Source organism: Polaromonas sp. P1_F9 (genome assembly GCF_056405615.1).
Genome location: NZ_JBFUBT010000005.1, coordinates 18599 through 44819, shown reverse-complemented (window position 1 = coordinate 44819; position 26221 = coordinate 18599). Strand labels below are relative to the sequence as shown.

The window sequence follows — 26221 nt, the reverse complement described above, 5'->3', positions numbered from 1 at the left end:
GGATGCGTTATTATCCCGCCTTTGGTGTGAAATCAGGGTTGGATGCGGGCTTTAGGCGTTTTTTAGGTGCCGGAAGCAGATTTCAGAGCGCCTCTGGCTCAACTTCCCCATAATTGCTTGATCAATAAAAAGGCGATGGAGCAACGAAGTTTGCTCATGCTCAACCGGACTCCTGCATATGTTTGAATCATTCCGTCGGTACTTCTCCACCGACCTGGCCATTGACCTTGGCACCGCCAACACCCTGATTTTTGTACGCGACCGCGGTATTGTGCTGGATGAACCCTCTGTGGTTGCCATCCGCCATGAAGGCGGCCCGCAGGGCAAAAAAACCATCCAGGCCGTCGGCCACGAAGCCAAGGCCATGCTGGGCAAGGTCCCCGGCAACATCGAGGCCATCCGCCCGATGAAAGACGGCGTGATCGCCGACTTCACGGTGACCGAGCAGATGCTCAAGCAGTTCATCAAGATGGTGCACCCGCGCAGCCTGTTCAAGCCCAGCCCGCGCATCATCATCTGTGTGCCCTGCGGCTCCACCCAGGTTGAGCGTCGCGCCATCCGCGAAAGCGCACTCGGCGCCGGTGCCAGCGATGTGTACCTGATTGAAGAACCGATGGCTGCGGCGATTGGCGCGGGCCTGCCCGTGTCGGAAGCCAGCGGCTCCATGGTGGTCGACATCGGCGGCGGCACGACCGAAGTCGGCGTGATCTCGCTGGGCGGCATGGTCTACAAGGGCAGCGTGCGTGTCGGCGGCGACCGCTTCGACGAAGCCATCATCAACTACATCCGCCGCAACTACGGCATGCTGATCGGCGAGCCCACCGCCGAGGCCATCAAGAAGAGCATCGGTTCGGCCTTCCCCGGCTCCGAAGTCAAGGAAATGGAAGTCAAGGGCCGCAACCTCTCCGAAGGCGTGCCGCGCAGCTTCACGATCTCCAGCAACGAAATCCTCGAAGCCCTGACCGACCCGCTCAACAACATCGTCAGCGCCGTCAAAAACGCGCTGGAGCAGACGCCGCCCGAGCTGGGCGCCGATATTGCGGAGCGCGGCATGATGCTGACCGGCGGCGGCGCCTTGCTGCGCGACCTGGACCGCCTGCTGGCCGAGGAAACCGGCCTGCCGGTGCTGGTGGCCGAAGACCCGCTCACATGTGTGGTGCGCGGCTGTGGCATTGCGCTGGAGCGCATGGACCGCCTGGGTTCCATCTTCACCTCGGAATAAGCGTCTTCACTTCATGCTGCACGCCGGGCATGAAGCGGGGCCAGCCTGACAGCGAACCATGCCTTTAGGAACCCTCGACAGATCCCCGCCGCCCTTTTTCAAACAGGGGCCGTCAGCGCTGTCCAAGCTGGTGTTTTTCAGTGCGCTGTCGCTGTTCCTGATGGTGGCCGACACGCGTTTTCGCATCACCCAGCCGGTGCGCGCCGCGCTGGCCACTGCGCTGTATCCGGTGCAATGGCTGGCGCTGCAACCGGTGCGGGCCGTCAAAAGCAGCGGTGAATATTTCACCACCCTGAATGATGCAAAAAACAGCAGCGAAGATGCCAGCCGCAAGCTCGCGCTGCAGTCACTGCGCGCCGGCCAGGTCGAGCAGCTTACGCAGGAGAACAATCGCCTGCGCAAACTCATGGGCCTGCGCGAACAGCTCGGCACCCCGGTGATGGCTGCCGAGGTGCTGTATGACGCGGCCGACCCTTACACCCGCAAGGTGATCATCGACAAAGGCATGGCGCAGGGCGTTGACCTGGGCTCGCCGGTGCTGGACGAGGCCGGCGTGCTGGGCCAGGTCACCCGCGTGCATCCTCTGGTCAGCGAAGTGACCTTGCTGGTCGACCGCGACCTGGCCATTCCGGTGCTCAATGTGCGCACCGGCGCGCGCAGCGTGGCCTATGGCGACCCGACCGTTTCGGGCAGCGGCCTGGAGCTGCGCTTCATGGGCAGCAACTCGGACGTGCAGCAAGGCGACCTGCTGACCACCAGCGGCGTCGACGGCGTCTACCCGGCCGGCCTGCCGGTGGCCAAAATCAGCCGCATCGAGCGGCGCGCGGAATCGGCGTTCGCAAAAATTTTCTGCACACCGCAGGCGCTCGTGACGGGTGCGCGGCACGTCATCGTGGTCAAGCCCGGCACCGGCCAGATTCCGCCACGGCCCGACGACACGCCCGAGCCCGCGCCCAAGAAGAAAGGGGCTTCGAAATGATCATGCCATCGGGCCAGCAGCTGCTGCTGCCGGCCAACCCCGTCTTCATCTGGTGCAGCCTGATCGCTGCGCTGCTGCTGGACATGCTGCCCTTGGGCCGCGTGCCGTGGATGCCCGATTTCCTGGCCCTGGTGCTGGTGTTCTGGAACGTGCACCAGCCGCTGCGTGTCGGCATCGGCGTGGCTTTCATGTTCGGCCTGGGCATGGACGTGCACCAGTCTTCGCTGCTCGGTCAGCATGCGCTGTCGTATACGGCGCTGAGCTTTTTTGCCACCATGATCCATCGCCGCCTGCTCTGGTTCACGGTGCCGTCGCAGGCTGTACAGGTGCTGCCGCTGTTTGCGGTAGCCCATGGCGTGGAGCTGGTGATCCGCATGATCGGCGGCGGAATTTTCCCGGGCTGGATCATGCTGCTGGCGCCGCTGATAGAGGCCGTTCTGTGGCCGGTGGTGAGCGTGCTGCTGCTGGTGCCGCAGCGCCGCGCGCCGGACCCCGATCAAAACCGACCTCTATAGATGGCCCCCACGCTGGACATGGCCCCTACGGTCGCTCACTTCGTATTACCTTCTCATTGCGGGCACTTCTTTGCGGTTGTAGAGTCGGACCACCATGACTGAACTTCGCAACGTAGAAGCCGACCTGTCGCGCTTTCGTGCGCGGGTGCTGGTGGCCAGCTTTGCGGTGCTGTGTGCTTTTTCTCTGCTGGCGGCGCGGCTGGTGTATTTGCAGGTGTACCGCCATGCCGACCTGAACGAGCAGGCCGAAAGCAACCGGACGGCCATCGTGCCCATCGTGCCCAACCGGGGTTTGATCCTGGACCGCAATGGCGTTGTGCTGGCCACCAACTATTCGGCCTACACGCTGGAGATCACGCCTTCCAAGGTCGACAACCTGGAAGAAACCATTGCCGCGCTGGAAAAGGTGGTCGACATCCAGGTGCGCGACAAGCGGCGTTTCAAGCGTTTGCGCGAAGAATCCAAAAGTTTTGAATCGCTGCCCATACGCACGCGCCTGACCGACGAAGAAGTCGCCCGGTTCGCGGCGCAGCGTTTCCGTTTCCCGGGTGTGGACATCAAGGCCAGGCTGTTTCGCAGCTACCCCTATGGCGAATTGGGCAGCCACGTGGTGGGCTACATCGGCCGCATCAACCAGGCAGAAAAAGAAGTCATCGAAGGCAGCGAAGACGAAGGCAACTACCGCGGCACCGACTACATCGGCAAGCTCGGCGTCGAGCAGAGTTTTGAGCAGCAGCTGCACGGCACCACCGGTGTCGAGCAGGTCGAGACCTCTGCGGGTGGCCGCGCCATGCGCAAGCTCGCCAGCAACCCGGCCACGCCCGGCAACACCGTCATGCTGTCGCTGGACATCCGCCTGCAGAAGCTGGTGGAAGACATGTTCGGCGACCGGCGCGGCGCGCTGGTGGCGATGGACCCGAAGACCGGCGACGTGCTGGCGTTTGTCAGCAAACCGACGTTCGATCCCAACCTGTTCGTGGACGGCATCGACACGGAGAGCTGGCAATACCTGCGGGATTCGCTGGACAAGCCGCTGCTCAACCGCGCGCTGCGCGGCACCTACCCGCCGGGCTCCACCTACAAGCCCTTCATGGCCATGGCGGCGCTGGAAACCGGAAAGCGCTCCGCCAGCTTCATCGTCAACGACAACGCCTCCTGGAGTTTCGGCGGCCACGTCTTCCGCAGCCACGGCGATATTGCGCTGGGGGCGGTGGACATGTACCGCGCCATCGTGAAGTCCAGCAATGTGTACTTTTATTCGCTGGCCAACGAACTCGGCGTGGACGCCATGCACGACTTCATGCAGCCGCTTGGCTTTGGACAGATCACCGGCATCGATATCAGCGGCGAGGTCACGGGCGTGCTGCCCAGCCAGGACTGGAAGCGCAAGGCCTACAAAAGGCCGGAGCACCAGAAGTGGTACCCCGGTGAAACCATTTCGCTGGGGATCGGGCAGGGCTACAACACCTTCACCATGCTGCAGCTGGCGCAGGCCACGGCCGTGCTGGCCAACAACGGCGTCAAGCACCGGCCGCGGCTGGTGATAGGCACGCAGGACCCGGTGACGCGCGTGATGCACCCGCTGCCCGCCGACTTGCCGGAAAACCTGGGCTACAAGGCCGAAAACATCGCGATCGTGCGCAAGGCCCTGGTTGGCGTCACCCAGGAAGGCACCTCGGCACGCGTGTTTGCCGGGGCGGGCTACCTGAGCGGCGGCAAAACCGGCACAGCCCAGGCGGTCACCATCGGCCAGAAAGACAAGTACAACAGCAGCAAGATGGAAGAGTACCAGCGCGACCACGCTGTTTACATGGCATTTGCGCCGGCGGAAGACCCCAAGATCGCGCTGGCGGTGATTGTGGAAAACGCCGGCTGGGGTGCCGGGGTGGCGGCGCCGATTGCACGGCGTGTTTTTGACTATGTGCTGCTGGGCCAGTACCCGAGCGAGGAAGACATGGTGGCGGTGCAGAAGGGGCTGGCGGCAGCGCCCATCGGCAAGCCGCGCCAGGCCGCCGACGTCGCCGGCCTGCTGTCGGCCGGCGCAGCAGGCGCTTCCCCCGGCCCCACGAACGCCGCGGCAGCCGCTGCCGCCAAGGCCAGGACGGCGGCGATTGCGGAAGCGCTCAGCAAGCTGCCGCCGCCCATGGCGGCGGCGGGCATCAACCCCGATTGACCCGGTCGTTGCTATCGATTTGATAGCTGCTTGCGCATGCCTCTATTGGGCTGAGCACCAATTTTGTCATTGAACGGTGATGGCCGGATTTCAAGCCAAATTCGCCGAGAACCCATACAGGACATGCGCAAGAAGCTATCAAATCGATAGCAAACTGGCGGCACGTCGTCAGCGCGCAAATGCGTCAAAAGCGGTTTTCAGGATCAGCACGCTGACTACGGCGATAAACACCCCGCGCACAAAACCCGCCCCATGTTTGAGGGCCAGCCGGGTCCCCAGCAGGCTGCCCGCCACGTTGGCCACCGCCATCGTGAGGGCGAAATGCCACCAGACATGGCCCTTCCAGGCAAAGAGCGCCAGCGCCGCCAGGTTGGTGGCGGTGTTGAGCAGCTTGGCCGAAGCCGATGCGTTTAAAAAGTCATAACCCAGCCAGCGCACAAATAAAAATACAAAGAAGCTTCCGGTACCCGGGCCGAAGAAGCCGTCATAAAACCCAAGCACCAGCCCGATGCAGCAGGCTGCCGCGGTTTCGGCATGCCCGGTAAAGCGGGGCGCGTGGTGGCGGCCCAGTTCCTTCCTGGCCAGGGTATAGAGCAGCACTGCCAGCAGCACAAAGGGCAGGGCCTTGCGCAAGAAGCCCGGGGAGATGATGGTGACCAGCCAGGCGCCTGCCAGCGAGCCGGTAAAACCCGCAGCCGCCGCCGGCAGCAGCGCCGCCCAGCGAAGCTCCACGCGGCGGGCATATTGGGCTGTGGCGACTGCCGTGCCCCAGACAGAAGCTCCCTTGTTGACCCCAAACAGGGTCGCCGGATGCGTGGTGGGGAAAACCGCAAACAGGGCCGGCACCAGGATCAGCCCGCCGCCTCCGACGATAGAGTCCACAAAACCGGCGAGCAGGGAGGCCAACGAGACGATGAATAATTCCATGGCCCGGATTGTCTCATCGCACAGAATCGGGTTGCGCTATCAAATAGATAGCTGTTCTCGCTCGTCAATCAAGGGTTATGAGGGTTTTTGAGGAATGACTTCATCAGGGTGGAGGCATAAAAAAAGCGCTGGGGTTGCCAGCGCTTTTTGCAAATCTGCATCTCTTGTGGAATGCCGCTTTGCTTGTGTACTTCTTAATGACTGTCTCGTGTCTCCTCGGCTCCTCGCGTTGCGAGCAGCTAGGCTCGTCAGCAAGTCATCCAATATAGCTGGCGCACTGTCCTAGTGCATTGGGGGTTTCCCGCCCCTTGGGCTTTGGGCTGCCCGTTGTGCCTGCGGCGGATTTTGGGGCGCCGTACGACCTTGCTGCGCACTTTTGCTGTACATATTTTCCGTCGCAGCCCCATCACACGAGCTACTGCAGTATTGGCACGACTTATGCCTGTTGTTACCAATTGTTGGTTGAATGAACAGGCGGGCACCGTATGCATATGAACAGATTTCTGGCTTTGGGTATGTCTTTATGCTTGGGCCTGGCATGTCAGCAAGCCCTTGCACAGACTGCGGCACCCGCCGCCGCATCTCCCGCCACTTCCCCTGCGGCAGCAGTGACAGCCAGTGCTCCGGAGGCCGCGCCGTCCCCCACACCTGCCACTGCTCCTGCTGCGCCTCTTGCCACCCCGGCGGCTGCCGCCTCTGCGCCCCTTCCTGTGCCTCCTGCGGCTGCCCCGGCACCGTTGACGCAGCCAGGGCTGGTCGGCGTGGAGACCCTCAATGGTGCCGACACCGCCTGGATGATGACCTCCACCGCACTGGTATTGCTCATGACCTTGCCCGGCATCGCCCTTTTCTACGGCGGCATGGTGCGCAGGAAAAGCGTGCTCAACGTCATGGCCTGCGTCGTCGCCATCTGTGCCGTTGTCAGCCTGCTCTGGTTTGCGGTGGGCTACTCCATCGCTTTCACGCCTGGTAAAGGTGCGCTTGGGCATTATCTGGGTGGTCCCGAGCGACTCTGGTTTACCGGGCTGGACTACGTGAAGGACGCGCAGAAGGTGGCCGTGAGCCATATCGCGCCCAACATTCCCGAGTCGGTCTACGCCATGTTCCAACTGACGTTTGCCATCATCACGGCCGCGCTGGTGGTCGGCTCGTTTGTGGAGCGCATGCGGTTCTCCGCGATGCTGGTGTTCATGTCGCTGTGGACCGTCGTCGTCTACGCCCCCATTGCCCACTGGGTCTGGGAGCCCAATGGCTGGCTGGCACGCATGGGCGCGCTGGACTTTGCCGGCGGCTCGGTCGTGCACATCAATGCCGGTATTGCCGGGCTGGTCTGTGCCTATGCGCTCGGGCCGCGTCACGGCTACGGCCGTGAACCATTTACGCCTTTCAACCTGGGCCTGACGATGGCCGGTGCCGGCATGCTGTGGGTCGGCTGGTTTGGCTTTAACGCCGGCTCCGCCGTGGCCTCCGACGGCCGGGCCGGCCTCGCGATGGCCGTCACGCACATCGCGGCGGCCGCGGGCGCGCTCTCATGGATGGCGGCCGAATGGATTGTTCGCGGGCGTCCTTCCCTGCTGGGACTGTGCTCGGGCCTGGTCGCCGGACTGGTCGCCATCACGCCGGCGGCGGGCTTTGTCTCGCCGCGCGCGGCCCTGGTGTTTGGCCTTGTGGCGGGGCTCGCTTGTTACTGGGGCGCTACGGGCCTGAAGCGCCTGCTCAACGCCGACGATTCGCTGGACGTGTTCGGCGTGCACGGTGTGGGCGGCATTGTGGGTTCGCTGCTGACCGGCATTTTTGCCAGCAAGGCCATCTCCGGTGTCGAGGGCAGCCTGGTGACCCAGGCGATCGGCGCCGGCGCCGTCATGTTCTACAGCCTGTTCATGACGGCGCTGGCCTTGTGGGTCACCTCGCTGATCGTCAGCCTGCGCGTCAGCGAAGCCTCGGAAAGCGATGGCCTGGACATTACCCAGCACGCCGAGCGGCTGGGCACCTGACTGATTGACCACGGGATTCCAATTTCAAGGACAGCGCACCATGCCTTCCAGTGAAAAAATCGCCATTGCAGCCCACCTGCATGTTCTGCTGCGTCGCAAAACCGGCCGCGTGACCGACACCGAATGGATGGCCGGCAACCAGGAATACGCCGCCGAAATAGCGCGTTTTGCGCGGGAAAAGGCCGCCGAAGACGGCCACGTGGACCTGGCGGTGTGGGCCGACCGGCTGGAAGAAATCATGGCCACCCCCGAGCCCAAGGCGCGCGTGCCGCTTGTGCAGTTGGTGTCCGAAGTGGTGAAGGAGCGCAGCCAGCCGGTGCTTGCCCCGGCGCCTGTGCCCGACCGCCAGAGCGCCCGGTCGATCGATACCGAGGAAGAGGTCTATCCTGAATCAGGCTTTATCGAGTCGACATTCGGCGCCATCTTCGGCGAGGGCGAGTCGCCGCGGGAGCGCCGCCAGCGCGACCCGAACGCGCCGCGCTATGTGAAGGGCCTGCGATAACTTGTAGCCCCTGTCTCGGCTCACTGCGTGTAGCCGGAACCCCCCTCAGGGTGGCAACACCTGCAGCCCGGCAAAGCCGGTTCTGCGGTGGTGGTCTGCGGCATCTTCCGATTGTGTCATCGGGGTGTAAATGCAGGCGGGCACCCACCATGTCATGAGGATGGTGGAAAAAGTTGACAGGGGTAAATTGCGCTAGCCAGCGCCGGACACACGCAGTAGCATGCGTGAGCTCTATATATAAGGAGGGGCTTATGCTGAGGAGTTGGATATTGGGGGCCTTGGTGCTGGCGTGCAGCCAGTTTTGTATGGGCACGGCAAATGCCCAGGCGCAGGCCCAGCAGCTGATACTGGGCATCAGCGAAGGCACTTCGGGCGGGCTGGACCACGCCCAGGTGATTGCCAAATACCAGGGGCTGGCCGAGGTGATCGGCAAGGCCATGAAGGCCAAGGTCAGCGTGGTGTTTGCGCGCGAATTCAAGCAGCTGGAAGAAGGCATGCAGACCGGCCGTTTCGACCTGGTGATGGCGCGCCCGAGCGACTACCCGGCGCGCGGCATGCGCGACTACGGTTACAGCTATATCGCCAGCACCAAGCCTGACGGACAGTGCTTCATCATTGCGCCCAAGGGCTCGGCCCTCAAGACCATCGACGACGTCAAGGGCAAGCGGATTGCCTTGCCCGAGCAAATCGCCTATATGTCCCGCTTCTGTGCCGCAGAGCTCAGGGACAAAGGCATCCTGGTGGACAAGGAAAACGTGCAGTTCGTGCGCGAACAGGCTGCCGTCGGGTTCTACCTGGACAACAAGTTTGCCGATGTGGGCGGTGTTGCTTCCTACTCGGGCATCGGCAAAAAATGGGAAAAAGACGGCGGCCGCATCCTGCACAAGAGCGTGGCGCAGCCTTACTTTCCGCTGGTGGCCCATAAACGCGTCAAGCCCGAACAGCTCAAGGCGATCCAGGAGGAATTGCTGGCGCTGCCCGCCAGCGATGCCGGCAAGGACGTGCTCAAGCGCATCGGCATCGAGCAGTTCGACACCACGTCGGAAGCCCGCATGCGCGAGCTGCTGAAGTGGCTCAATATTTGAGCCAGCCTTTTGCTGACTGTTGCCGGCCCCAGGCTTTGCCGCAGCGCCGCGGCTGACTGACCACAAGCGCACCAGCGTCAGCAGTGGCACACCCCCAGTGTGCCGAATCGCCGTCTGCCGGGCGACACAATTTTCTTCATCCCCTGCGGGGAAAGCCATCCTTCATCCAGGTTTTCCTCCTGCAGATTGCCTTGCGGGCCGGTGAGTCCGCCGTGCAAACATGCCTTGGTACGCCCTAGGGTTTTCACTAGAAAAAAAAGGCCTAATCACGTTGTAATAGTTATTATTCATAACCATAATTGGTTTCCGGAAACACACTTCACATGACCCCAAAATACCTTCATCTCGAAATGCACGGCAATGTCGCCGTGGTCCGCCTGGCGCGCCCCGCCAAACGCAACGCCCTGGGTGACGCCCTGATCCTGGCACTGCGTAACCTGTTCGAAAGCCTCCCTTCCGAAACAAAAGCCGCCGTGCTTTGCGGCGAGGGTGACCACTTCTGCGCGGGCCTGGACCTGAGCGAACTCAAGGAGCGTGACGCCAGCCAGGGCCTGCACCATTCGCGCATGTGGCATGCAGCGCTGGAGCGGGTGCAGTACGGCCCGGTGCCCGTGATCGCGGCCCTGCACGGTGCCGTGGTCGGCGGCGGGCTGGAGCTGGCAAGTGCCTGCCATATCCGGGTTGCCGACGAAAGCGCTTTCTACGCGCTGCCCGAAGGCTCGCGCGGCATCTTTGTCGGTGGTGGCGGTGCGGTGCGCATCCCGCGGCTGATCGGCGCCGCACGGATGACCGACATGATGCTGACCGGCCGTGTCTACAACGCGGTGGACGGTGAGCGCATAGGCATCGCGCAATACCTGGTGCCCGAGGGCCAGGCTTTCGCCAAAGCCCTTGAACTGGCCACTCGCGTGGCAGAAAACGCACCGCTGACCAACTACGCCCTGATGCATGCGTTGCCGCGCATTGCCGAGCAACCGGCAGACCAGGGGTTCTTCACCGAGGCCCTGATGGCCGCAGTGGCGCAAAGCGCACCCGAAGCCAAGAGCCGAGTGAAAGACTTCCTGGACGGCAAGGCCCGCAAGGTCCAGAAGGGCTGACCAGGCCGGGCGGGCAGGCGAGAGAGACATCCAGAAAAAAGACAGAAGACAAAACAGAAGAGACAACCATGAGCGCCCCGAAATTTCGTCCCATGGCCTTTGGCGTGACCCGTGTGGTCCTGCGCGACGGCGTACCCGGCGTGCGCTACCTGCGCGCAGACCAGGCCCTGCAAGCCTTCCCGACCCGTATCACCGACCGCCTGCAGCATTGGGCGCAGAGCGTACCCGGCCGCACCTTCATGGCGCGGCGTGAAAAGCTGGCCGACGGCAAAACAGGCGACTGGCGGCATGTGACCTATGCCGAAGCTTGGGTCTCGGCCCGCAACATCGCGCAGGGACTGATTGACCGGGGCCTGAGTGCCGAACGCCCGGTGGTCATCCTGTCGGAAAACGACCTGGAGCATGCGTTGCTGGCGCTGGGTTGCATGCTGGCCGGCGTGCCCTTTGTACCGACGTCTCCGCCCTACAGTCTGGTCAGTCAGGACTACGACAAGCTGCGCCACGTGCTCAAGACCGTGACGCCGGGCCTGGTGTTTGCCGCCGACGGCGCCCGCTACGCCAGGGCCATCAACGCAGCCATCGGCGACGACGTCGAGGTGGTGCTGGCTACCGGGCAGGTCGAAGGGCGCGCCACCACGGCGTTTGCCGAACTGGCTGCAACGCCGGCCACGGATGCCGTAGACCGCGCCATGCAGGCCACGGGGCCGGACACGATCGTGAAATTCCTGTTCACCAGCGGCTCCACCAAGATGCCCAAGGCGGTGATCAATACCCAGCGCATGTGGTGTGCCAACCAGCAGCAAATGGCGCAATCCATGCCGGTGCTGCAGGACGAGCCACCGGTGCTGGTCGACTGGCTCCCCTGGAACCACACCTTCGGCGGCAACCACAACTTCGGCATGGTGGTGTTCCACGGCGGAACGCTCTACATCGACGACGGCAAACCGACCCCAGCGCTGATGCACGAAACCCTGCGCAACCTGCGCGAAATTGCTCCCACGGTCTACTTCAACGTGCCCACCGGCTTTGAGGCCATCGCCCATGCCATGAAGGCGGACGCGGAGCTGCGGCGCAAGCTGCTGTCGCGCGTGAAGATGTTTTTTTATGCCGGCGCTGCGCTGGCCCAGCCCGTGTGGGACAGCTTGTACGAGTCCGAGGAAAAGGAAGTGGGCGAGCGCATTGTCATGGCGACTGGCCTGGGCATGACCGAGTCCGCGCCGTTCGCCATCTTCGTGACCAACCCTAACGTGAAAGCCGGCGACCTCGGCGTGCCCGCGCCCGGCATCGAGCTCAAGCTGGTGGACACCGACGGCAAGACCGAGGTGCGCTACAAGGGCCCCAACATCACGCCCGGCTACTGGCGCGCACCGCAGGAGACGGCAGCAGCCTTTGACGAAGAGGGCTTCTTTTGTACCGGGGACGCCGTCAAATGGATTGACGAGGGCAACATTCACCTCGGGCTCAAGTTCGACGGGCGCATCGCCGAGGACTTCAAGCTGGCCACGGGCACCTTTGTCAGTGTGGGCCCGCTGCGCGCAAAGATCGTCGCTGCGGGAGCGCCTTACGTGCAGGACGTGGTACTCACGGGCATCAACCTCAAGGAAGTGGGCGCACTGGTTTTCCCGACGCCCGCCGTGCGCACGCTGGCCGGACTGCCGCCCGATGCGCCGCTGCGCCAGGCCGTTGAAAGCCCGCAGGTGGTGGCGCACTTTCAGGAGATGATGAACAAGCTCGCAGAGGGCGCGACCGGCAGCGCCAGCTGCATCCGGCGCCTGCACCTGATGCATGAGCCGCCCTCATTCGACAAGGGTGAAGTCACCGACAAAGGCTCCATCAACCAGCGCGCCGTGCTGACGCACCGCGAAGCTTTGGTGGTAGCCCTGCACGACGACACGGCGCACCCCATCGTCAAACCCGCACCATAAAACCCGACGCACAAGCACCATGCCATCCAAAGGATTTTTCTCCGCTTTCCAAGACGTCTGGATGCTCGACGGCATCCGCACGCCCATGGTCGACTACTGTGGCGCCATTGGCCATATCTCCCCCACCGACCTCGGCATCAAGGCGGCACGCGCCGTGCTCCAGCGCTCCGGTGTCAGTGGCAGCGATATCGATTCGGTGATTGCCGGCAACATGGCGCCGGGCGATTTCGAGCAGTTCATGCTGCCGCGCCATATCGGCCTTTACGCCGGGGTGCCTGTGGAGGTGCCGGCCATCATGGTGCAGCGCATCTGCGGCACCGGCTTCGAATTGTTCCGCCAGGCCGGTGAGCAGATCCAGAGCGGAGCCGCCAGCGTGGCGCTGGTCGTCGGCGCCGAGAGCATGACGCGCAATCCGATCGCCGCCTTCGAACACCGCACCGGCTTCAAGCTGGGTGCACCCGTCGGCTTCAAGGACTTCATGTGGGAGGCCCTGAAGGACTCCGCAGCCGGCATCGACATGATCCAGACCGCGGAAAACCTGGCGAAGAAATACGGAATCACGCGGGAAGCCGTCGATGAATTTGCCTCCAGCTCGTTCGCCAAAGCCGTGGCGGCCCGCGAGGCGGGTTTTCACGCCGGTGAAATTGTGCCGGTGGTCACGGAAGAATTTGAACTCGCCGGCTACGCCACGCGCGGCATACGCCTGCAGGGCAAAGTCACGGAAGTCGCACAGGACACCCACGCACGTTTGTCCCCTGTCGAGGTCCTGGCCAAACTCCGGGTGGTTCACGCCGGCGGGGTGCAGACCGGCGGCAACAGTGCAGCGCTGGTGGATGCGGCAGCTGCTGCCGTGGTGGCTTCGGGCGAGTACGTGAAAGCGCATGGAAAAAAACCGCTGGCACGTGTCGTGGCTGCCGCGGTGGTGGGTGTGCCGCCTGAAATCATGGGCATAGGCCCCGCGCCGGCGATTCGCCTGCTGCTGGAGCGCTGCGGCCTGACGCTGGACCAGATCGGCCGCTTCGAGATCAACGAAGCCCAGGGCGCGCAAACGCTGGCAGTGGCGCGTGAACTGAACCTCGATCTGCGCAAGCTCAATGTCAATGGCGGCGCCATCGCGATGGGTCACCCGCTGGCGGTCACCGGTGTCCGCCTGACGGTCACCGTCGCGCGTGAAATGCAACGCGCGGGTGTGCGTTACGGCATTGCATCCGCATGCGTGGGCGGCGGGCAGGGCATTGCCCTGTTGCTTGAAAACCCCGAGGGGGCAGAGTTTCTTGAGTAAATAGTGGCTGCAGCGCACAACGGACGAGCGCAAGCGGCTATAAAAATAATAGCAACCGATCTGGAGACAAGGCATGAAGATTGAAGGACTTGCGGCGCTGGTAACGGGGGGCGGCTCGGGGCTGGGCGAAGCCACTGCCCGCGAGTTGGCACGCCTGGGCGCCAGGGTTGCCGTGCTGGACGTGAATCTCGCCGGTGCGGAAAAAGTCGCGGCCGACATTTGCGCTACGCACGGAAGCGGCACTGCAGTGGCGTGCCAGTGCGACATCACCGACAGCGCCAGCCTCGCAGCCGCGCTGGAAAAGGCCGCAGCCGCGCATGGCCCTGCCCGCATCCTGATGAACATTGCCGGCATCGGCTCGGCCAGGCGCGTGGTGGCCAAAGACGGCAGCCCCGCGCCGCTCGAAGACTTCGCCAAAGTCGTCACCATCAACCTGGTGGGGACCTACAACGCCAGCCGCCTGTTTGCGGCCGCCTGCGCCAAACTGCCCGCGCTGGAAGACGGCCAGCGCGGCGTCATGATGTTCACGGCCTCGGTGGCGGCCTTTGACGGCCAGGTGGGCCAGCAGGCTTACAGCGCCTCCAAGGGCGGCCTGGTCGGCATGACACTGCCGATGGCGCGCGACCTGGCGCAGCACGGCATCCGCGTCTGTACAGTGGCGCCGGGCCTGTTCGCGACGCCGCTGATGCAGCAATTGCCCGAAGCGGTGCAGGCTTCGCTGGCCGCCAGTATTCCTTTTCCGCAGCGCCTGGGCAAGCCCGAAGAGTTTGCCCAGCTGGCCGCGCACATCGTGGCCAACGACCATCTCAACGGTGAAGTCATCCGGCTGGATGGCGCATTGCGCATGGCGCCAAGGTGAACAGCGTGAGCAAGACCGTTGTTTACGAAGTTTGCGTTGCGTTTGGCGACTGCGACCCCGCAGGGATCGTGTTCTTTCCCAATTTCTCGCGGTGGATGGACGCCTCGTCGCTGAACTTCTTCGTCAAGTGCGGCGTGCCGACCTGGCGTGAGCTTGTCAAGACCACCGGCATCATCGGCACGCCGCTGCTCGAGATCAATACCCGGTTCAGCCAGCCTGCCGTCTATGGTGAGACGCTGCAGATTCACACAAGCATTGAGGAATGGCGCGACAAGGTCTTCATCCAGAAGCATGTGATCAAACGCGGTGATGACCTGATCTGCGAAGGCCGTGAAACCCGGGCCTTCTGCATCCGCCGTCCGGAGAATCCTGAGCGCATCAAGGCCATTGCCGTGCCGCAAGACATTCGGGCCCTGTGCAGCTGACGCTTCGGGCGTTCCGTTTTTGTTTCTGCCTTTCAGTTTTTGATTTCGGTTTTGTTTTTTCGACCCGTTGGACATCATTAAAAAAGGAGACATTTCATGCAAACACGCCGTCATTTTGTGCAGGCAGCCGCAACGCTCACCGCAGCCGCCGGCTTCGCCCCGTTCTCTGCCCATGCGAGCCCGCTGGAGCAGGTCAAGATCATTTACGGATTCCCCGCCGGCAGTGCGGGCGACATCTGCGCGCGCCGCGTCGGTGACAGGATGGGCGGCACCGCCTATTCCAAGAACAACGCCATCGTGGACACCAAGGCCGGCGCCGGCGGCCGCATCGCGCTGGAGACGCTGAAGATGGCGCCGGCGGACGGCTCCGTCATCGCCATGTCGCCGTTTTCCTGCATGTCGCTGTACCCGCACATCTACAAAAAGCTGGCCTACGACCCGTTCGCCGATTTTGTGACCGTGGGCACTGCTTCCATGATTCACCATGGGCTGGCGGTCGGGCCGCTGGTGCCGGCTTCGGTGAAGACGGTTCAGGACTTCCTGGTATGGGCCAGGGCCAACCCGAAGGATGCGAGTTATGGCTCACCCGCGGCGGGATCCACCCCGCACTTTATCGGCGCGCTGCTGGGCCTGAACAACCAGGTGGAGCTCAAGCATGTGCCATACCGCGGTTCCGTGCCGGGCGTGACCGATGTGGTGGGCGGCCAGCTCGCCGCGATGGTGACACCGCACGGCGACTTCATCCCCAACCACAAGGCAGGCAAGCTGCGCATCCTGGCAACGTCCGGCAAGCAGCGCTCACCCTTTGTGCCGGAAGTTCCGACCTTCGCCGAGCAGGGTTTTGCCGACCTGACTGTGGAGGAATGGTTCGGTTTTTATGCGCCGGCTAAAACACCGGCCGGTGTGATCGCCACCGCCAACGCGGCCATCAATGCGGCCATCAAGGACAAGTCCGTCATCGACTCGCTGACGGTGGTGGGCCTGATTCCCTTCGGCGGCACGGCAGAGGACATGGCGACCAGCCAGAAGCACGAACTCGACCGCTGGGGGCCGCTGATCAAGAAAATCGGTTTTACCGCCGAGTCCTGATCAGAACGCGGCGCCAATGACTGATGCCGGGCGCCCTGAGGCGCCCGACCATGGATCGGCACCGCTTGGCATAATCGGGGCTGGACTGGCCGCATGCCGTGCGGCGGCCCGTATTGCCCGATGACGAAAGCTTCCTGACCACCTATGCCAGCGTCCCTCAAACCAGCGCCCGCTGTCGAAGAAGTCGATACCTCCTACCTTGAAACCCTGATTGGCTACAACGCCACGCGTGCGTCGCTCAAGGTCATTGAACTGTTCATGAAACGGATGGCGGTGTATGACCTCCGTCACGTGGATTTTTCAATCCTGTCGCTGATCACGCACAACCCGGGCATCACCTCGCGCCAGCTGTGCAGTGCGCTGAGCATCCTGCCGCCCAACCTCGTCGGGAAAATCGGCACGCTGGAAAAGCGCGAGCTCGTTCACCGCAAGCCGCACCCGCAGGACGGCCGTGCTGTGGGCCTGTACCTCACTGAGGCAGGCGAGGCGCTGATGCGGGAGGCCGAGCGCACTGCCACCAGCCTCGAATCAGATGCCACCGAGCGGCTGAGCGCGGCGGAAAAGAAGACGCTGGTGCGTCTTCTGCAAAAAATCTATCTTTGATCTGTTTCGAAGGGGCGGTACTGCCAGAGGCATTCGGGCAGCTTCGGCACAGCGCTGCCTTCAAATGCCAGCCTGAATCCATTCGGCGGCCTTTTCCGCAATCATGAGCGTGGGCGAGTTGGTGTTGCCGCTGGTGATGAGCGGCATCACACCGGCATCCACCACGCGCAGGCCGCGAACACCGCGGACCCGGAGGTGCGAATCCACCACCGCCATGGGGTCGTCTTCCTTGCCCATTTTGGTCGTGCCCACCGGGTGGAAGATGGTGGTGGCAATGTCGCCCGCCAGCCGTGTGAGTTCTTCATCCGTCTGGAACTGCACGCCGGGCTTGAATTCTTCGGGTTTGTATTTGGCCAGCGCGTCCTGGCCGACGATCTTGCGGGTCACGCGCAGGGAGTCGGCGGCCACCTGCCGGTCTTCGGCCGTGCTCAGGTAGTTGGGGGAAATCGCCGGTGCATCCTCAAAGCGGTTGCTCTTGATGTGCACGGTACCGCGGCTGGTCGGGTTGAGGTTGCATACGCTGGCGGTGAAAGCGTTGAAGCTGTGCAGCGGCTCGCCGAAAGCGTCCAGCGACAGCGGCTGCACGTGGTATTCGATGTTGGGGTAAGGCTGGTCGGGCGATGAGCGCGTGAAGGCGCCCAGCTGCGACGGTGCCATGCTCATGGGACCGGTCTGCTTCAATGCGTACTCCAGCCCGATGCGGGCCTTGCCCCACAGCGTGTTGGCCATGGTGTTGAGCGACAGCCCCCAGCGCTGGTCGCCGTGCACCTTGTAGACCGAGCGGATCTGCAAATGGTCCTGCAGGTTGGCGCCCACGCCGGGCAGGTCCTGCAACACAGGAATGCCGTGCTGTTGCAGCAGGGTGGCCGGGCCAATGCCTGAAAGCTGCAGGATTTGCGGCGAGCCGATGCTGCCTGCGCACAAAATGACCTCTCCCATGTGCCCCGAGTCGCGTGTCGAATGCGCCGTCACCCGCTCGTCGCCGGCCCACACTTCCACGCCGGTGCAGCGCTGGCTGCCATCGGCCTGCGTTTGAACCACCAGCTTGCACACCTGGGCGTTGTTCCACAGCTCAAAATTGGGCCGGGCATAGCAGGCGGGACGCAGAAAGGCCTTGGCGGTGTTCCAGCGCCAGCCTTTTTTCTGGTTGACCTCAAAGTAGCCGACGCCCTCGTTGTCACCCCGGTTGAAGTCGGAAGTCGCCGGGATCCCGGCTTGTTGCGCCGCTTCGGCAAATGCATCGAGGATGTCCCAGCGCAGGCGCTGTTTCTCGACGCGCCATTCGCCGCCCGAATTGTGGTGGCGCAGCAGCTTCTGGTAGGGCTGGCTCTTGTCCTGCATGAGCTCGGGTGCCACGCCGCGCGCACCGTGCATCGCGTTGGCACCCTTGTGGTGGTCTTCGTGCAGCTTGAAATGCGGCAACGCGTTGTCCCATCGCCAGGCCATGTCGCCCGTCAGCTGGGCCCACTGGTCGTAGTCGCGTGCCTGGCCACGCATGTAGATCATGCCGTTGATGCTGGAGCAGCCGCCCAGCGTCTTGCCGCGAGGGTAGCGCAGTGCCCGCCCGTTGAGGCCGGCGTCCGGCTCGGTGTTGTAGAGCCAGTCGGTGCGCGGGTTGCCGATGCAGTGCAGGTAGCCTACCGGGATGTGGATCCAGTGGTAGTCGTCCTTGCGGCCAGCCTCAATGAGCAAGACACGCTTGGACGCATCGGCGCTCAGCCGGTTGGCCAGCAGGCAACCTGCCGTGCCTGCGCCGACGATGATGTAGTCAAAGACCTGGCTGTCGTCTTGCATGGATGTTTTGTCTCTTGGCTTTCAGCCGTGTGTTTTTGAGGGGCCGGGTAGCCGTGCTGTTTTGGCAGTGTTCCTTCAGTGTTCCTTCGCCGCAGGCTCCCATCCTGCCATCCCAGCCTAACGCGAGGCTGACCGCGCGGCAGTGGTTCGATTGTGGCAAAAACGGCGCCATCCCTGCGGCGGGGATTACCCGCTGGCCTTTCCTTCCGGCACGGGGTCCCGGCGGGTTGTAGGACCAAGGCGATAGCGCGTTTTTGGGCTGTGTATTTGTGTTTCCTGCAGTTACCATGACTGTTTTGCAAATCGGGCGCCGCCCGTCATTGCAGACTGCCGGCAAGCGCCGGGCACCACCGGACGCCTTTACCGAATGCACATGGAAGAATCCACGCCCCGCATCGAACAGCAGGACACGCCGCAAGGCCGGCTGTTTGTCGTTCGCGGTGCCTGGACGGCAGCCGGCCTCACGGCCCAGGAAGTCTGGCAAGGTTTGACGGCGCAACTGCAAGCCCTGCAGGGCGACGCAGCCCAATCGGCCGGCTGGAATCTGGAGCCGCTCGAAAAGCTTGACCACCTGGGGGCGCAGGTGCTGTGGAACCATTGGGGGCGCGACTGGCCTGCGCAACTGCAAGTGCATGCGAGCCAGCGCGCGGTGCTCGAAACCGTCGCCAAGTTCAGTGCGGATCCGCCGAAACCCCGCAAGCCCGACTGGACCGAGCCCTTTATCCTGCTCGGCACAAGGGTGCTGCGCCTGGTCGACCACCTCAAAGGTCTGGTCCGCCTGATCGGGCAGCTGCTGCTCGACATCATCCGGCTTTTCAGGCATCCGCAGGAAGGTCCCTGGCGTGACCTGTCGGGCCACCTGTTTCATATCGGCGCCACCGCCTTGCCCATCACCGCGCTGGTGGGGTTTTTGATTGGCGTGGTGCTGGCCTACCTGATTTCGCAGCAGCTGCGGCAGTTCGGCGCCGACGCCTTCATCGTGAACATCCTGGGCATCTCGTTGATCCGCGAACTCGGCCCGGTGCTGGCCGCCATCCTGATCGCCGGGCGCAGCGGTTCGGCCATCACCGCGCAGATCGGTGTCATGCGGGTCACCGAAGAGCTCGACGCCATGCGCGTCATGGGCATCGCGCGGGGCTTTCGCCTGGTCATGCCGCGCGCGCTGGCGCTGGCCGTGGTGATGCCGCTCATCAGCGTGTGGACCACCATCGCGGCGTTGCTGGGCGGCATGCTGGCCGCTGACATTTCCATGGACGTCACGCCGTCCTACTTCATCAATTCGCTGCCGGCCGCGGTGGACGTGGCCAATCTCACGCTGGCCACGGCCAAATCCGTTGTGTTCGGGGTGTTGATTGCGCTGGTCGGCTGCCACTACGGCCTGCGCGTCAAACCCAACACCGAAAGCCTGGGGCAGGGCACCACGGCGTCAGTTGTGACGTCGATCACGGTGGTAATTCTTGTTGACGCATTGTTCGCCGTATTGTTCAAGAGCGTAGGCATATGAATGTAGCCCCCACGTTTCCCCACTGCGTGTGGGTCGCTGCCCCCCGAGGGGGCCGTCCGCCTGCGGTCTGGCAAAGCCAGTCCCGCGGCTCATGCTGGCCTTCTCCCGACTCGCTTAGCATCGTCTCTGAGGCGGTTTTCCCATGACCGAACCTATCGTCGATATCAAAAAACTCTGGACCGTGTTCCAGAACGGCGACAAGAAGGCCGTGGTGCACAAGGACCTGGACCTGACGGTGGAGCGGGGCGAGGTGTTGTCGCTGGTGGGCGGGTCAGGCACCGGCAAAACCGTATTGCTGCGCCAGATACTGGGGCTGGAAAAACCCACCCAGGGCGAGATCACTGTGCTGGGCCGGCCGGCCGCCGAACTCGGCAAGCGTGGAGCGGCCAGCCGTGTCGGCATGCTGTTCCAGCAGGGTGCGCTGTTTTCCGCCTTCACCGTGCTTGAGAACATCGCCTTTCCGTTGCGTGAGCTCAAGACCTTGCCGCGCACACTGGTCTACGAAGCGGCCATGGTCAAACTGCAAATGGTGGGCCTGGCCCCCGACACGGCCGACAAGATGCCGAGCGATCTGTCGGGCGGCATGATCAAGCGCGTGGCCCTGGCGCGCGCCCTCATCATGGACCCGCCGTTGCTGCTGCTCGACGAGCCCACTGCGGGCCTGGACCCGGAAAGCTCCGACAGTTTTGTCTCGCTGCTGCGTTCGCTGCATCGCGACATGGAGCTCACGGTGGTGATGGTGACGCACGACCTGGATACGCTCTTTGAGCTCAGCACGCGCATCGCCGTGCTGGCCGAGCAGAAAGTCATCGTTAACGATGTGCCCAAGGAAGTGGTGGCATTTCCGCATCCGTTTATCCACGAATTTTTCCTCGGAGAAAGAGGGCAACGCGCCATGGAACTGCTGCGCGAATACCCTTTCACCGTATGAGCACACATCCTCAATTTGAAGAGAGGTCTTGACTATGGAAAACAAAGCCCATGCCATGGCCGCCGGCGCATTTGTGCTGGTGGTGACCGCCCTGCTGGCCCTGCTGGCCATCTGGCTGACGCGCGACAACACCGAGCGCGACCTGTACGACATGAGCACCAGCGAAACTGTTTCGGGCCTGCAGCCGCAGGCAACAGTGCGGTTTCGCGGCGTGCCGGTCGGCAAGGTTGAGGTCATCGGGTTTGACACCAAGGTCAAGGGCAATGTGCTGATCCGTGTCTCGATCGACCGCAGCGCCCCGGTCACCAAATCCACTTTTGCCACGGTGGCATCGCAAGGTGTCACGGGGCTGGGTTTCATCCAGCTCGACGACGACGGAAAGTCCGCCGAGCGGCTGGCGGTGAACGACGACGACCCGCCGCGCATTCCGCTGAAACCGGGCGGACTGGACAAACTGCTCAAGCAAAGCGAAGTGATCTTCAACCAGGTCGAAGAAGCCAGCACGCGTTTGAACAAACTGCTGTCCGACGAGAACCAGGCGGCAGTGACTTCCGCCATCACGCAACTCGGCGAAGCGGCCAGCGGCATCAACCGTGTGGCCAAAGGGCTGGAGCCTACCGTGGCGAGCCTGCCGGGCCTGTCGCGCGATGCCACGGCCACGCTGAAATCCGTCAGGACGGCTGCCGACGACGTCAGCGCCACCGCCACGCGCCTGAGTGAAAAAGGCGGGCCGCTCGACAAGCTGTCCGAAGGCGGCGCGGCGCTGGCCTCGGGGGTGGAGACCTTCAGCGCCGGCACGCTGCCCAAGCTGGGCGAAGTGGCCGACGAAACGGCCCGCACCATGCGTCAGTTGCGCCGCACGGTCAACGCGGTAGATGACAACCCGCAGTCACTGATTTTCGGCAACGGTCCACCGGTGCCCGGTCCGGGCGAGCCCGGTTTTTCTGCCAACGGAGAGAAAAAATGACATTCGATTTTTTCAGAACTTGCTCATTTGCTATTAATTCAATAGCTGCTTGCGCCCGTCCATCAAGGGCTGTAGGCGCCTTTTCCTTGATATTCATGGCGCTGGCGGTCAGCGGCTGCTCGGGCCTGCCCGACAAACCCACGCGGGCCACCATGTATGACTTCGGTCCTGGCCCTTTGGCCATTCAGCCCAGCACGCGGCAGGCGCCGTTGCCGCCGCTGGCGCTTGACGACGTCTCCACCTCCGGCGGCGCGCTCGACAATATGGCGGTGCTGTACCGGCTGGCGTATACCGACGCACAGCAGCTGCGGCCGTACTCGCAGGCGCGCTGGAGCATGCCGCCCGCACAACTGGTGCGCCAGCGCCTGCGCGAACAGCTTGGCCAGCGCCGCGCCGTGTTCAGCGCCGGTTCCAGCGTGGCCCTCAACCGCAGCCAGAACGCGGTGCTGCCGCTGCTGCTGCGCCTGGACCTTGAAGAGTTCAGCCACCTGTTTACGGCGCCGAACGTCAGCGTCGGCCTGATCCGCCTGCGCGCCACGCTGCTCGAAATCACCCCCGCAGGCGAGAAGCTGGTGGGGCAGCGCAATGTCATCGTGCAGCGTCCTGCGCCCAGCAACGACGCTCCCGGCGGCGTCCGGGCCCTCACGGCAGCCACCGACGCCGCCATCGAGGAATTGGACCAATGGCTGCAGCAAACCCCTGCGCGCTGAAACGCCTTGCCCCATGAAAACGCTGGAAGAACAACTGGATGCCGCCGGGCTGCATGTGTTCGGCTGCTGCGAACAGCTGAGCGCTTACGGCCCAGACCTGCTGCAGAATTCGCAGCTGCTGCAGGACTTCACACCCGCCGAAGCCGACATCCTGGGAGCGTCCATGCTGCTGGTTCGCGCCGAGCCGGGGCAGGTGATGATCCGCGAAGGCGAAGCCGGCGACTGGATGATGCTGATCCTCAAGGGTACGGTCGATGTGACCAAACGCCTGGAATCGGCGGCCGAAGCGGCGCAGGCCGAAGCTGGCGCGGAACCGGTCGTCTCTCGCGTGGCCGTGGTGCGCAGCGGCGCGGCAATAGGCGACATGTCCATGCTCGACAGCGAGCCGCGCTATGCCACCTGCACCGCCATCGAATCTGTCGAGGCTGGCGTCTGGGGCCGCCATGAAATTGCCCTGCTGATTCGCGACCACCCCGGCGTGGGCGCCAAGCTGCTGGTCAAGATCACGCAGATGATGGCCCAGCGCCTGCGCAACACCAGCAATCAGCTAGTCAAGTTGCTTCGCAAGAAATAGAACCACCCCCGTCCGGGCTCACTGCGTGTAGCCCGTTCCCCCCTACAAGGGGGCGCTGAAATTGGTACACCCCTATCGGGCTCACTGCGTGTAGCCCTTTTCCCCTTGCAGGGGACGGCGCCTGCGGCCCGGCAAAGCCGGTTCCGCGGCTGCCCGCTGGTAAATACCTCCCACTTCACCCTCACTTCACACAGGCAGGCTGCAGTTCATCCTGGCCTCACACAGGATTTGCACACTTCCCTTCGTTGTTCAAACGAAAGGAAGACATGAAACAAAAATTCTTCGCGCTGGCCCTGGTGGTGGTTTTGCTGGTCCTTGCGCTGTTCCAGATCAGCGGCGTGGTGCACGACCGCCAGACCTACCGGCAGATCGCCATCCAGAGCGTGGCGCAGAGCCTGGCCGGCCCGCAGACGCTGACCGGCCCGCTGATCCACCGGGCTTGCACCGAGGAGTGGGACGTCAAGTATGAGGACAAGAAAGTACAAACCGAGCGGCGCGAGTTCACCCTGGTGGCCGCGCCGGCTTCGCTGACCGTCAAGGGCGGCAGCAAACTCGAGGCGCGCGCCCGCGGCCTGCATGCGACGCAGGCCTTTAATCTCAAGGCCGACATCGTGGCCGAATGGACCGACACCGAAGCGCTCAAGCCCGTGGCCGAACACGCCGGCTCACGCATGAACTGCGGCCAGCCACTCTTGATGATGGCGGTGTCCGATTCGCGCGGCATACGCCATGCCAGCGTCAAGATCGGCGAGCAGGTGCTGGCGCTCAAGCCCGGCACTTTCTACGGCAGCTACCCGCGCGGCGTGCATGCGCCGCTGTCCATGGTCATGATGGGCATGGCGCCGCTGCAGGCGAAACTGGAACTTGAACTCGTGGGCACTGAAAGTATTTCGGTGGTGCCATTAGGCGGCGACACCCGGGTACAGCTCACCTCCAACTGGCCGCACCCGAGTTTTGGCGGGCAGTTTCTCCCGGTGGACCGCAAAGTGACGGACCAGGGTTTTGAAGCCAGCTGGCGCATCAGCTCGCTGGCCAGCACGGCGCAGCAGAACGTGACACAGGGGGATGCGGAAAAACGCAGGGGCGTTTGCCCGAATCAGGGCTACGGATCGCCTAATGCCCCCTGCGTGGAGGCCTTCAGCGTGACCTTTGTGGATCCGTCCAACACCTATGCGCTCAGCGACAAGGCCACCAAGTACGGCTTGCTGTTTATCGGCCTCACGTTTCTGGCCGTGGGGCTGTTCGAGTTCATGAAGTCACTGCGCGTGCACCCGATCCAGTACCTGCTGGTGGGTGCGGCCATGAGCATGTTTTTCCTGTTGCTTGTGAGCCTTTCGGAGCACATGCCCTTTGAAACTGCTTATGCGATTGCCGCCGCCGCCTGTGTGCTGCTGCTGACCTATTACGCCAGCCACATGCTGGGACGCTGGTCGCGTGGCCTGCCGTTTGGCCTGGGCATCGCCACGCTGTACGGCATGTTGTTTGTGCTGCTGCGGATGGAGCAAACAGCCTTGTTGCTGGGTGCAGTGGCCTTGTTCGCCGTGCTTGCGGCCATCATGATGCTGACGCGGCAGGTGGATTGGTACGCACGGTTCAAACAGGCTGAACCGGTCAAACCTGAACCGGCAAAGGTGGCCGCGTGATGCGCGCGCCGCGGTTAGAAATGCAGCTCGACCCGCAGCCCGGGCTGCGTGTTGCGCACCACCATGCGCCCGCCGTGCAGCAGCATGATCTGCCGCACGATGGCCAGCCCCAGGCCCGAGCCTTTGGTGTGTCCGTCAGGCCGCACGGTCGAGAAAAAGCGCTCGCCCAGGCGGGGCAGGGCGTAGTCCGCCACGCCGGGCCCGGCATCTTGCACGGCGATGAAGTCTGGCCCCGCTTCCAGGGTGATCGCAGAGCCCTCGGGTGCGAACGAGCGCGCGTTTTCCAGCAGGTTGCTCAGCGCCAGGCCCAGGAGGCCGGGCTCCGCATGCACGTCGGCATGTTCCGGACGGATTACGACTTTGATCGCATGCTGGGTCCGGCCGGCGCCGGTCTCCAGCTCAAAAGACTGGAGGAAGCCGGCCCACGCAAGGCGCTCGCGCTCTACCTGTGCATGGCGTTGCTCCAGCTTCGTCAGCTCGAGCATGCGGTCCACCAGCGCCTGCATGCGGCCGGACTGGGCCAGTACCTGCCCGGAAAACTCGCGGCGCGCGTGTTCGGGAAGCTCGTCCTGCAAGAGCTCGCCTGCGCTGCGGATCGCGGCGAGCGGGCTCTTGAGCTCATGGGTCAGGGCGCGCACGTAATCTTCTATGTACTCGTGGCCCTCCAGCTTCAGGCGCATGGCATCGACTGCCATGGCCAGATCGCCAAGCTCGCCCGGTATTTGCGGAACCGCGGGTTTCTCGCCCTGGCCGACGGCGTTGGCATAGCGGCGCAGCTTGCGAATGCTCCACACCACCCACAGCGTCACGGCCACACCGATGGCCAGCGACAACACCAGCAACAGCAGGCCGCTTAGGAAAATCTTCCGTTCGGCCCGGTCGATGAAGGCCTGGATGGTGGACATCGGTTTGGCGACGGTCAGCACGCCGATGATTTTGCCGTCCTGCTGCACCGGTGCGGCGACGTACATCACGGAGCTGCGATCGTCCTGCTGCACTTCACGGGTGGCGCGCGCGCCGTACTCGCCGCGCAGCGTGCGGGCCACATCGCGCCAGCGCGAATAGTCCTGGCCGGTCGCCACATTGTCCGAGTCAAACACCACCTTGCCGGCGGCGTCGGTCACGTACACCCGGAAGTCCAGCGATTGCTTGGCCAGGCCCCAGATCTGCGCGTCAATCGGCCGCTGCGCGTAGTTGCGCACATGGCCGGCGAAGCGCCCGTTGGCGATGGCGCCGGCCGAGAGATCGTCGCTGGCCAGTTCGGCCAGGATGTTGGCGGTGTCCACCATCATGTCTTCCATGACCTCGCGTACGCTGGGCTTGACTTCGGCCATGAAGACACGCAGCACAAAAAAAGCCGCAAGGCCCGTGACCAGAAAAAAACCGAACAGTAGACGGATTCCTAGACGCATACCTATTGA

General features: G+C 63.5%; 23 protein-coding genes. 20 read left to right on the top strand and 3 right to left on the bottom strand.

The features are described from left to right. The first annotated feature begins 178 nt into the window (after positions 1-178). The 4 genes from AC1DYR_RS16000 to mrdA all read left to right on the top strand — a co-directional run bounded on the left by AC1DYR_RS16000 (position 179) and on the right by mrdA (position 4889). A complete protein-coding gene (locus tag AC1DYR_RS16000; RefSeq protein ID WP_457281706.1) occupies positions 179-1222 on the top strand; it encodes a rod shape-determining protein in 1044 nt (347 codons plus the stop codon). 58 nt (positions 1223-1280) lie between these two features. Further along, positions 1281-2201 carry a rod shape-determining protein MreC gene (gene mreC / locus AC1DYR_RS15995; protein WP_477705971.1) on the top strand — a complete coding sequence of 307 codons (921 nt, stop codon included), beginning with the start codon at positions 1281-1283 and terminating at the stop codon, positions 2199-2201. After that, positions 2198-2716, top strand: coding sequence for a rod shape-determining protein MreD (gene mreD / locus AC1DYR_RS15990; RefSeq protein WP_477705970.1), 519 nt, complete (start codon positions 2198-2200; stop codon positions 2714-2716). Before mreC ends, mreD begins: the two co-directional genes overlap by 4 nt. A 94-nt stretch (positions 2717-2810) precedes the next feature. Continuing rightward, positions 2811-4889, top strand: a complete 2079-nt coding sequence (gene mrdA / locus AC1DYR_RS15985) for a penicillin-binding protein 2 (RefSeq protein WP_477705969.1) — start codon at positions 2811-2813, stop codon at positions 4887-4889. Positions 4890-5057: 168 nt separating this feature from the next. Here the strand turns inward: mrdA and AC1DYR_RS15980 are convergent, their stop codons facing one another. After that, a complete protein-coding gene (locus tag AC1DYR_RS15980) occupies positions 5058-5816 on the bottom strand; it encodes a TSUP family transporter (RefSeq protein WP_477705968.1) in 759 nt (252 codons plus the stop codon). Between the two features lie 485 nt (positions 5817-6301). On the opposite strand from AC1DYR_RS15980, the gene AC1DYR_RS15975 reads away from it, so the two are divergent. The 10 genes from AC1DYR_RS15975 (at position 6302) to AC1DYR_RS15930 (ending at position 16677) form a co-directional block, all read left to right on the top strand. Continuing rightward, complete coding sequence (locus AC1DYR_RS15975; RefSeq protein ID WP_477705967.1) at positions 6302-7810, top strand: ammonium transporter; 1509 nt, start codon at positions 6302-6304, stop codon at positions 7808-7810. Positions 7811-7850: 40 nt separating this feature from the next. Further along, complete coding sequence (locus AC1DYR_RS15970; RefSeq protein ID WP_477705966.1) at positions 7851-8312, top strand: hypothetical protein; 462 nt, start codon at positions 7851-7853, stop codon at positions 8310-8312. Positions 8313-8563: 251 nt separating this feature from the next. Next, complete coding sequence (locus tag AC1DYR_RS15965) at positions 8564-9397, top strand: phosphate/phosphite/phosphonate ABC transporter substrate-binding protein (protein ID WP_477705965.1); 834 nt, start codon at positions 8564-8566, stop codon at positions 9395-9397. Between the two features lie 323 nt (positions 9398-9720). Continuing rightward, positions 9721-10494, top strand: coding sequence for a crotonase/enoyl-CoA hydratase family protein (locus tag AC1DYR_RS15960; protein WP_477670249.1), 774 nt, complete (start codon positions 9721-9723; stop codon positions 10492-10494). A gap of 68 nt (positions 10495-10562) precedes the next feature. Continuing rightward, a complete protein-coding gene (locus AC1DYR_RS15955; protein WP_477705964.1) occupies positions 10563-12419 on the top strand; it encodes a feruloyl-CoA synthase in 1857 nt (618 codons plus the stop codon). A 19-nt stretch (positions 12420-12438) separates the two neighbouring features. Next, positions 12439-13701 (top strand): thiolase family protein, encoded by a 1263-nt coding sequence (locus AC1DYR_RS15950; RefSeq protein WP_477705963.1) that lies wholly within the window; start codon positions 12439-12441, stop codon positions 13699-13701. A 73-nt stretch (positions 13702-13774) separates the two neighbouring features. Further along, positions 13775-14560, top strand: coding sequence for an SDR family NAD(P)-dependent oxidoreductase (locus AC1DYR_RS15945; RefSeq protein WP_477705962.1), 786 nt, complete (start codon positions 13775-13777; stop codon positions 14558-14560). A 5-nt stretch (positions 14561-14565) separates the two neighbouring features. Further along, entirely contained in the window at positions 14566-14985 is a 420-nt protein-coding gene (locus AC1DYR_RS15940) for an acyl-CoA thioesterase (protein WP_477705961.1), read from the top strand. Positions 14986-15081: 96 nt separating this feature from the next. Then, positions 15082-16074 carry a Bug family tripartite tricarboxylate transporter substrate binding protein gene (locus AC1DYR_RS15935; RefSeq protein ID WP_477705960.1) on the top strand — a complete coding sequence of 331 codons (993 nt, stop codon included), beginning with the start codon at positions 15082-15084 and terminating at the stop codon, positions 16072-16074. A gap of 144 nt (positions 16075-16218) precedes the next feature. Continuing rightward, positions 16219-16677, top strand: coding sequence for a MarR family winged helix-turn-helix transcriptional regulator (locus tag AC1DYR_RS15930; RefSeq protein WP_457281691.1), 459 nt, complete (start codon positions 16219-16221; stop codon positions 16675-16677). A gap of 60 nt (positions 16678-16737) precedes the next feature. Here AC1DYR_RS15930 and AC1DYR_RS15925 read toward each other — a convergent pair whose 3' ends face one another. Then, positions 16738-18471 (bottom strand): GMC family oxidoreductase, encoded by a 1734-nt coding sequence (locus AC1DYR_RS15925; RefSeq protein ID WP_477705959.1) that lies wholly within the window; start codon positions 18469-18471, stop codon positions 16738-16740. A 373-nt stretch (positions 18472-18844) separates the two neighbouring features. On the opposite strand from AC1DYR_RS15925, the gene AC1DYR_RS15920 reads away from it, so the two are divergent. From AC1DYR_RS15920 to creD, 6 genes are all read left to right on the top strand, one after another. Next, entirely contained in the window at positions 18845-19975 is a 1131-nt protein-coding gene (locus tag AC1DYR_RS15920) for an MlaE family ABC transporter permease (protein ID WP_477705958.1), read from the top strand. A gap of 142 nt (positions 19976-20117) precedes the next feature. After that, positions 20118-20906: an ABC transporter ATP-binding protein gene (locus AC1DYR_RS15915; RefSeq protein ID WP_477705957.1), complete on the top strand. Its 789-nt coding sequence runs from the start codon at positions 20118-20120 to the stop codon at positions 20904-20906. A gap of 34 nt (positions 20907-20940) precedes the next feature. After that, positions 20941-21873: an MlaD family protein gene (locus tag AC1DYR_RS15910; RefSeq protein WP_477705956.1), complete on the top strand. Its 933-nt coding sequence runs from the start codon at positions 20941-20943 to the stop codon at positions 21871-21873. A 95-nt stretch (positions 21874-21968) separates the two neighbouring features. Beyond that, positions 21969-22583 carry an ABC-type transport auxiliary lipoprotein family protein gene (locus AC1DYR_RS15905; RefSeq protein ID WP_477705955.1) on the top strand — a complete coding sequence of 205 codons (615 nt, stop codon included), beginning with the start codon at positions 21969-21971 and terminating at the stop codon, positions 22581-22583. 13 nt (positions 22584-22596) lie between these two features. Further along, on the top strand, positions 22597-23157 hold the full coding sequence (locus AC1DYR_RS15900) for a Crp/Fnr family transcriptional regulator (protein WP_477647965.1): 561 nt from the start codon (positions 22597-22599) through the stop codon (positions 23155-23157). A gap of 266 nt (positions 23158-23423) precedes the next feature. Continuing rightward, positions 23424-24800 carry a cell envelope integrity protein CreD gene (creD, locus tag AC1DYR_RS15895; RefSeq protein ID WP_477705954.1) on the top strand — a complete coding sequence of 459 codons (1377 nt, stop codon included), beginning with the start codon at positions 23424-23426 and terminating at the stop codon, positions 24798-24800. Between the two features lie 14 nt (positions 24801-24814). Here creD and creC read toward each other — a convergent pair whose 3' ends face one another. After that, complete coding sequence (creC, locus tag AC1DYR_RS15890; RefSeq protein WP_477705953.1) at positions 24815-26212, bottom strand: two-component system sensor histidine kinase CreC; 1398 nt, start codon at positions 26210-26212, stop codon at positions 24815-24817. Positions 26213-26221: the final 9 nt, after the last annotated feature.

Bases quoted from the DNA above. Each gene is read 5' to 3' on its own strand.
- AC1DYR_RS15915 (WP_477705957.1), top strand. From the start codon at position 20,118: ATGACCGAACCTATCGTCGATATCAAAAAACTCTGGACCGTGTTCCAG.
- AC1DYR_RS16000 (WP_457281706.1), top strand. From the start codon at position 179: ATGTTTGAATCATTCCGTCGGTACTTCTCCACCGACCTGGCCATTGAC.
- AC1DYR_RS15905 (WP_477705955.1), top strand. From the start codon at position 21,969: ATGGCGCTGGCGGTCAGCGGCTGCTCGGGCCTGCCCGACAAACCCACG.
- mreC (WP_477705971.1), top strand. From the start codon at position 1,281: ATGCCTTTAGGAACCCTCGACAGATCCCCGCCGCCCTTTTTCAAACAG.
- mreD (WP_477705970.1), top strand. From the start codon at position 2,198: ATGATCATGCCATCGGGCCAGCAGCTGCTGCTGCCGGCCAACCCCGTC.
- AC1DYR_RS15925 (WP_477705959.1), bottom strand. From the start codon at position 18,471: ATGCAAGACGACAGCCAGGTCTTTGACTACATCATCGTCGGCGCAGGC.
- creD (WP_477705954.1), top strand. From the start codon at position 23,424: ATGAAACAAAAATTCTTCGCGCTGGCCCTGGTGGTGGTTTTGCTGGTC.
- AC1DYR_RS15900 (WP_477647965.1), top strand. From the start codon at position 22,597: ATGAAAACGCTGGAAGAACAACTGGATGCCGCCGGGCTGCATGTGTTC.
- mrdA (WP_477705969.1), top strand. From the start codon at position 2,811: ATGACTGAACTTCGCAACGTAGAAGCCGACCTGTCGCGCTTTCGTGCG.
- AC1DYR_RS15955 (WP_477705964.1), top strand. From the start codon at position 10,563: ATGAGCGCCCCGAAATTTCGTCCCATGGCCTTTGGCGTGACCCGTGTG.
- AC1DYR_RS15930 (WP_457281691.1), top strand. From the start codon at position 16,219: ATGCCAGCGTCCCTCAAACCAGCGCCCGCTGTCGAAGAAGTCGATACC.
- AC1DYR_RS15960 (WP_477670249.1), top strand. From the start codon at position 9,721: ATGACCCCAAAATACCTTCATCTCGAAATGCACGGCAATGTCGCCGTG.
- AC1DYR_RS15950 (WP_477705963.1), top strand. From the start codon at position 12,439: ATGCCATCCAAAGGATTTTTCTCCGCTTTCCAAGACGTCTGGATGCTC.
- AC1DYR_RS15980 (WP_477705968.1), bottom strand. From the start codon at position 5,816: ATGGAATTATTCATCGTCTCGTTGGCCTCCCTGCTCGCCGGTTTTGTG.
- AC1DYR_RS15945 (WP_477705962.1), top strand. From the start codon at position 13,775: ATGAAGATTGAAGGACTTGCGGCGCTGGTAACGGGGGGCGGCTCGGGG.
- AC1DYR_RS15920 (WP_477705958.1), top strand. From the start codon at position 18,845: ATGGAAGAATCCACGCCCCGCATCGAACAGCAGGACACGCCGCAAGGC.
- AC1DYR_RS15910 (WP_477705956.1), top strand. From the start codon at position 20,941: ATGGAAAACAAAGCCCATGCCATGGCCGCCGGCGCATTTGTGCTGGTG.
- AC1DYR_RS15970 (WP_477705966.1), top strand. From the start codon at position 7,851: ATGCCTTCCAGTGAAAAAATCGCCATTGCAGCCCACCTGCATGTTCTG.
- AC1DYR_RS15965 (WP_477705965.1), top strand. From the start codon at position 8,564: ATGCTGAGGAGTTGGATATTGGGGGCCTTGGTGCTGGCGTGCAGCCAG.
- creC (WP_477705953.1), bottom strand. From the start codon at position 26,212: ATGCGTCTAGGAATCCGTCTACTGTTCGGTTTTTTTCTGGTCACGGGC.
- AC1DYR_RS15975 (WP_477705967.1), top strand. From the start codon at position 6,302: ATGCATATGAACAGATTTCTGGCTTTGGGTATGTCTTTATGCTTGGGC.
- AC1DYR_RS15935 (WP_477705960.1), top strand. From the start codon at position 15,082: ATGCAAACACGCCGTCATTTTGTGCAGGCAGCCGCAACGCTCACCGCA.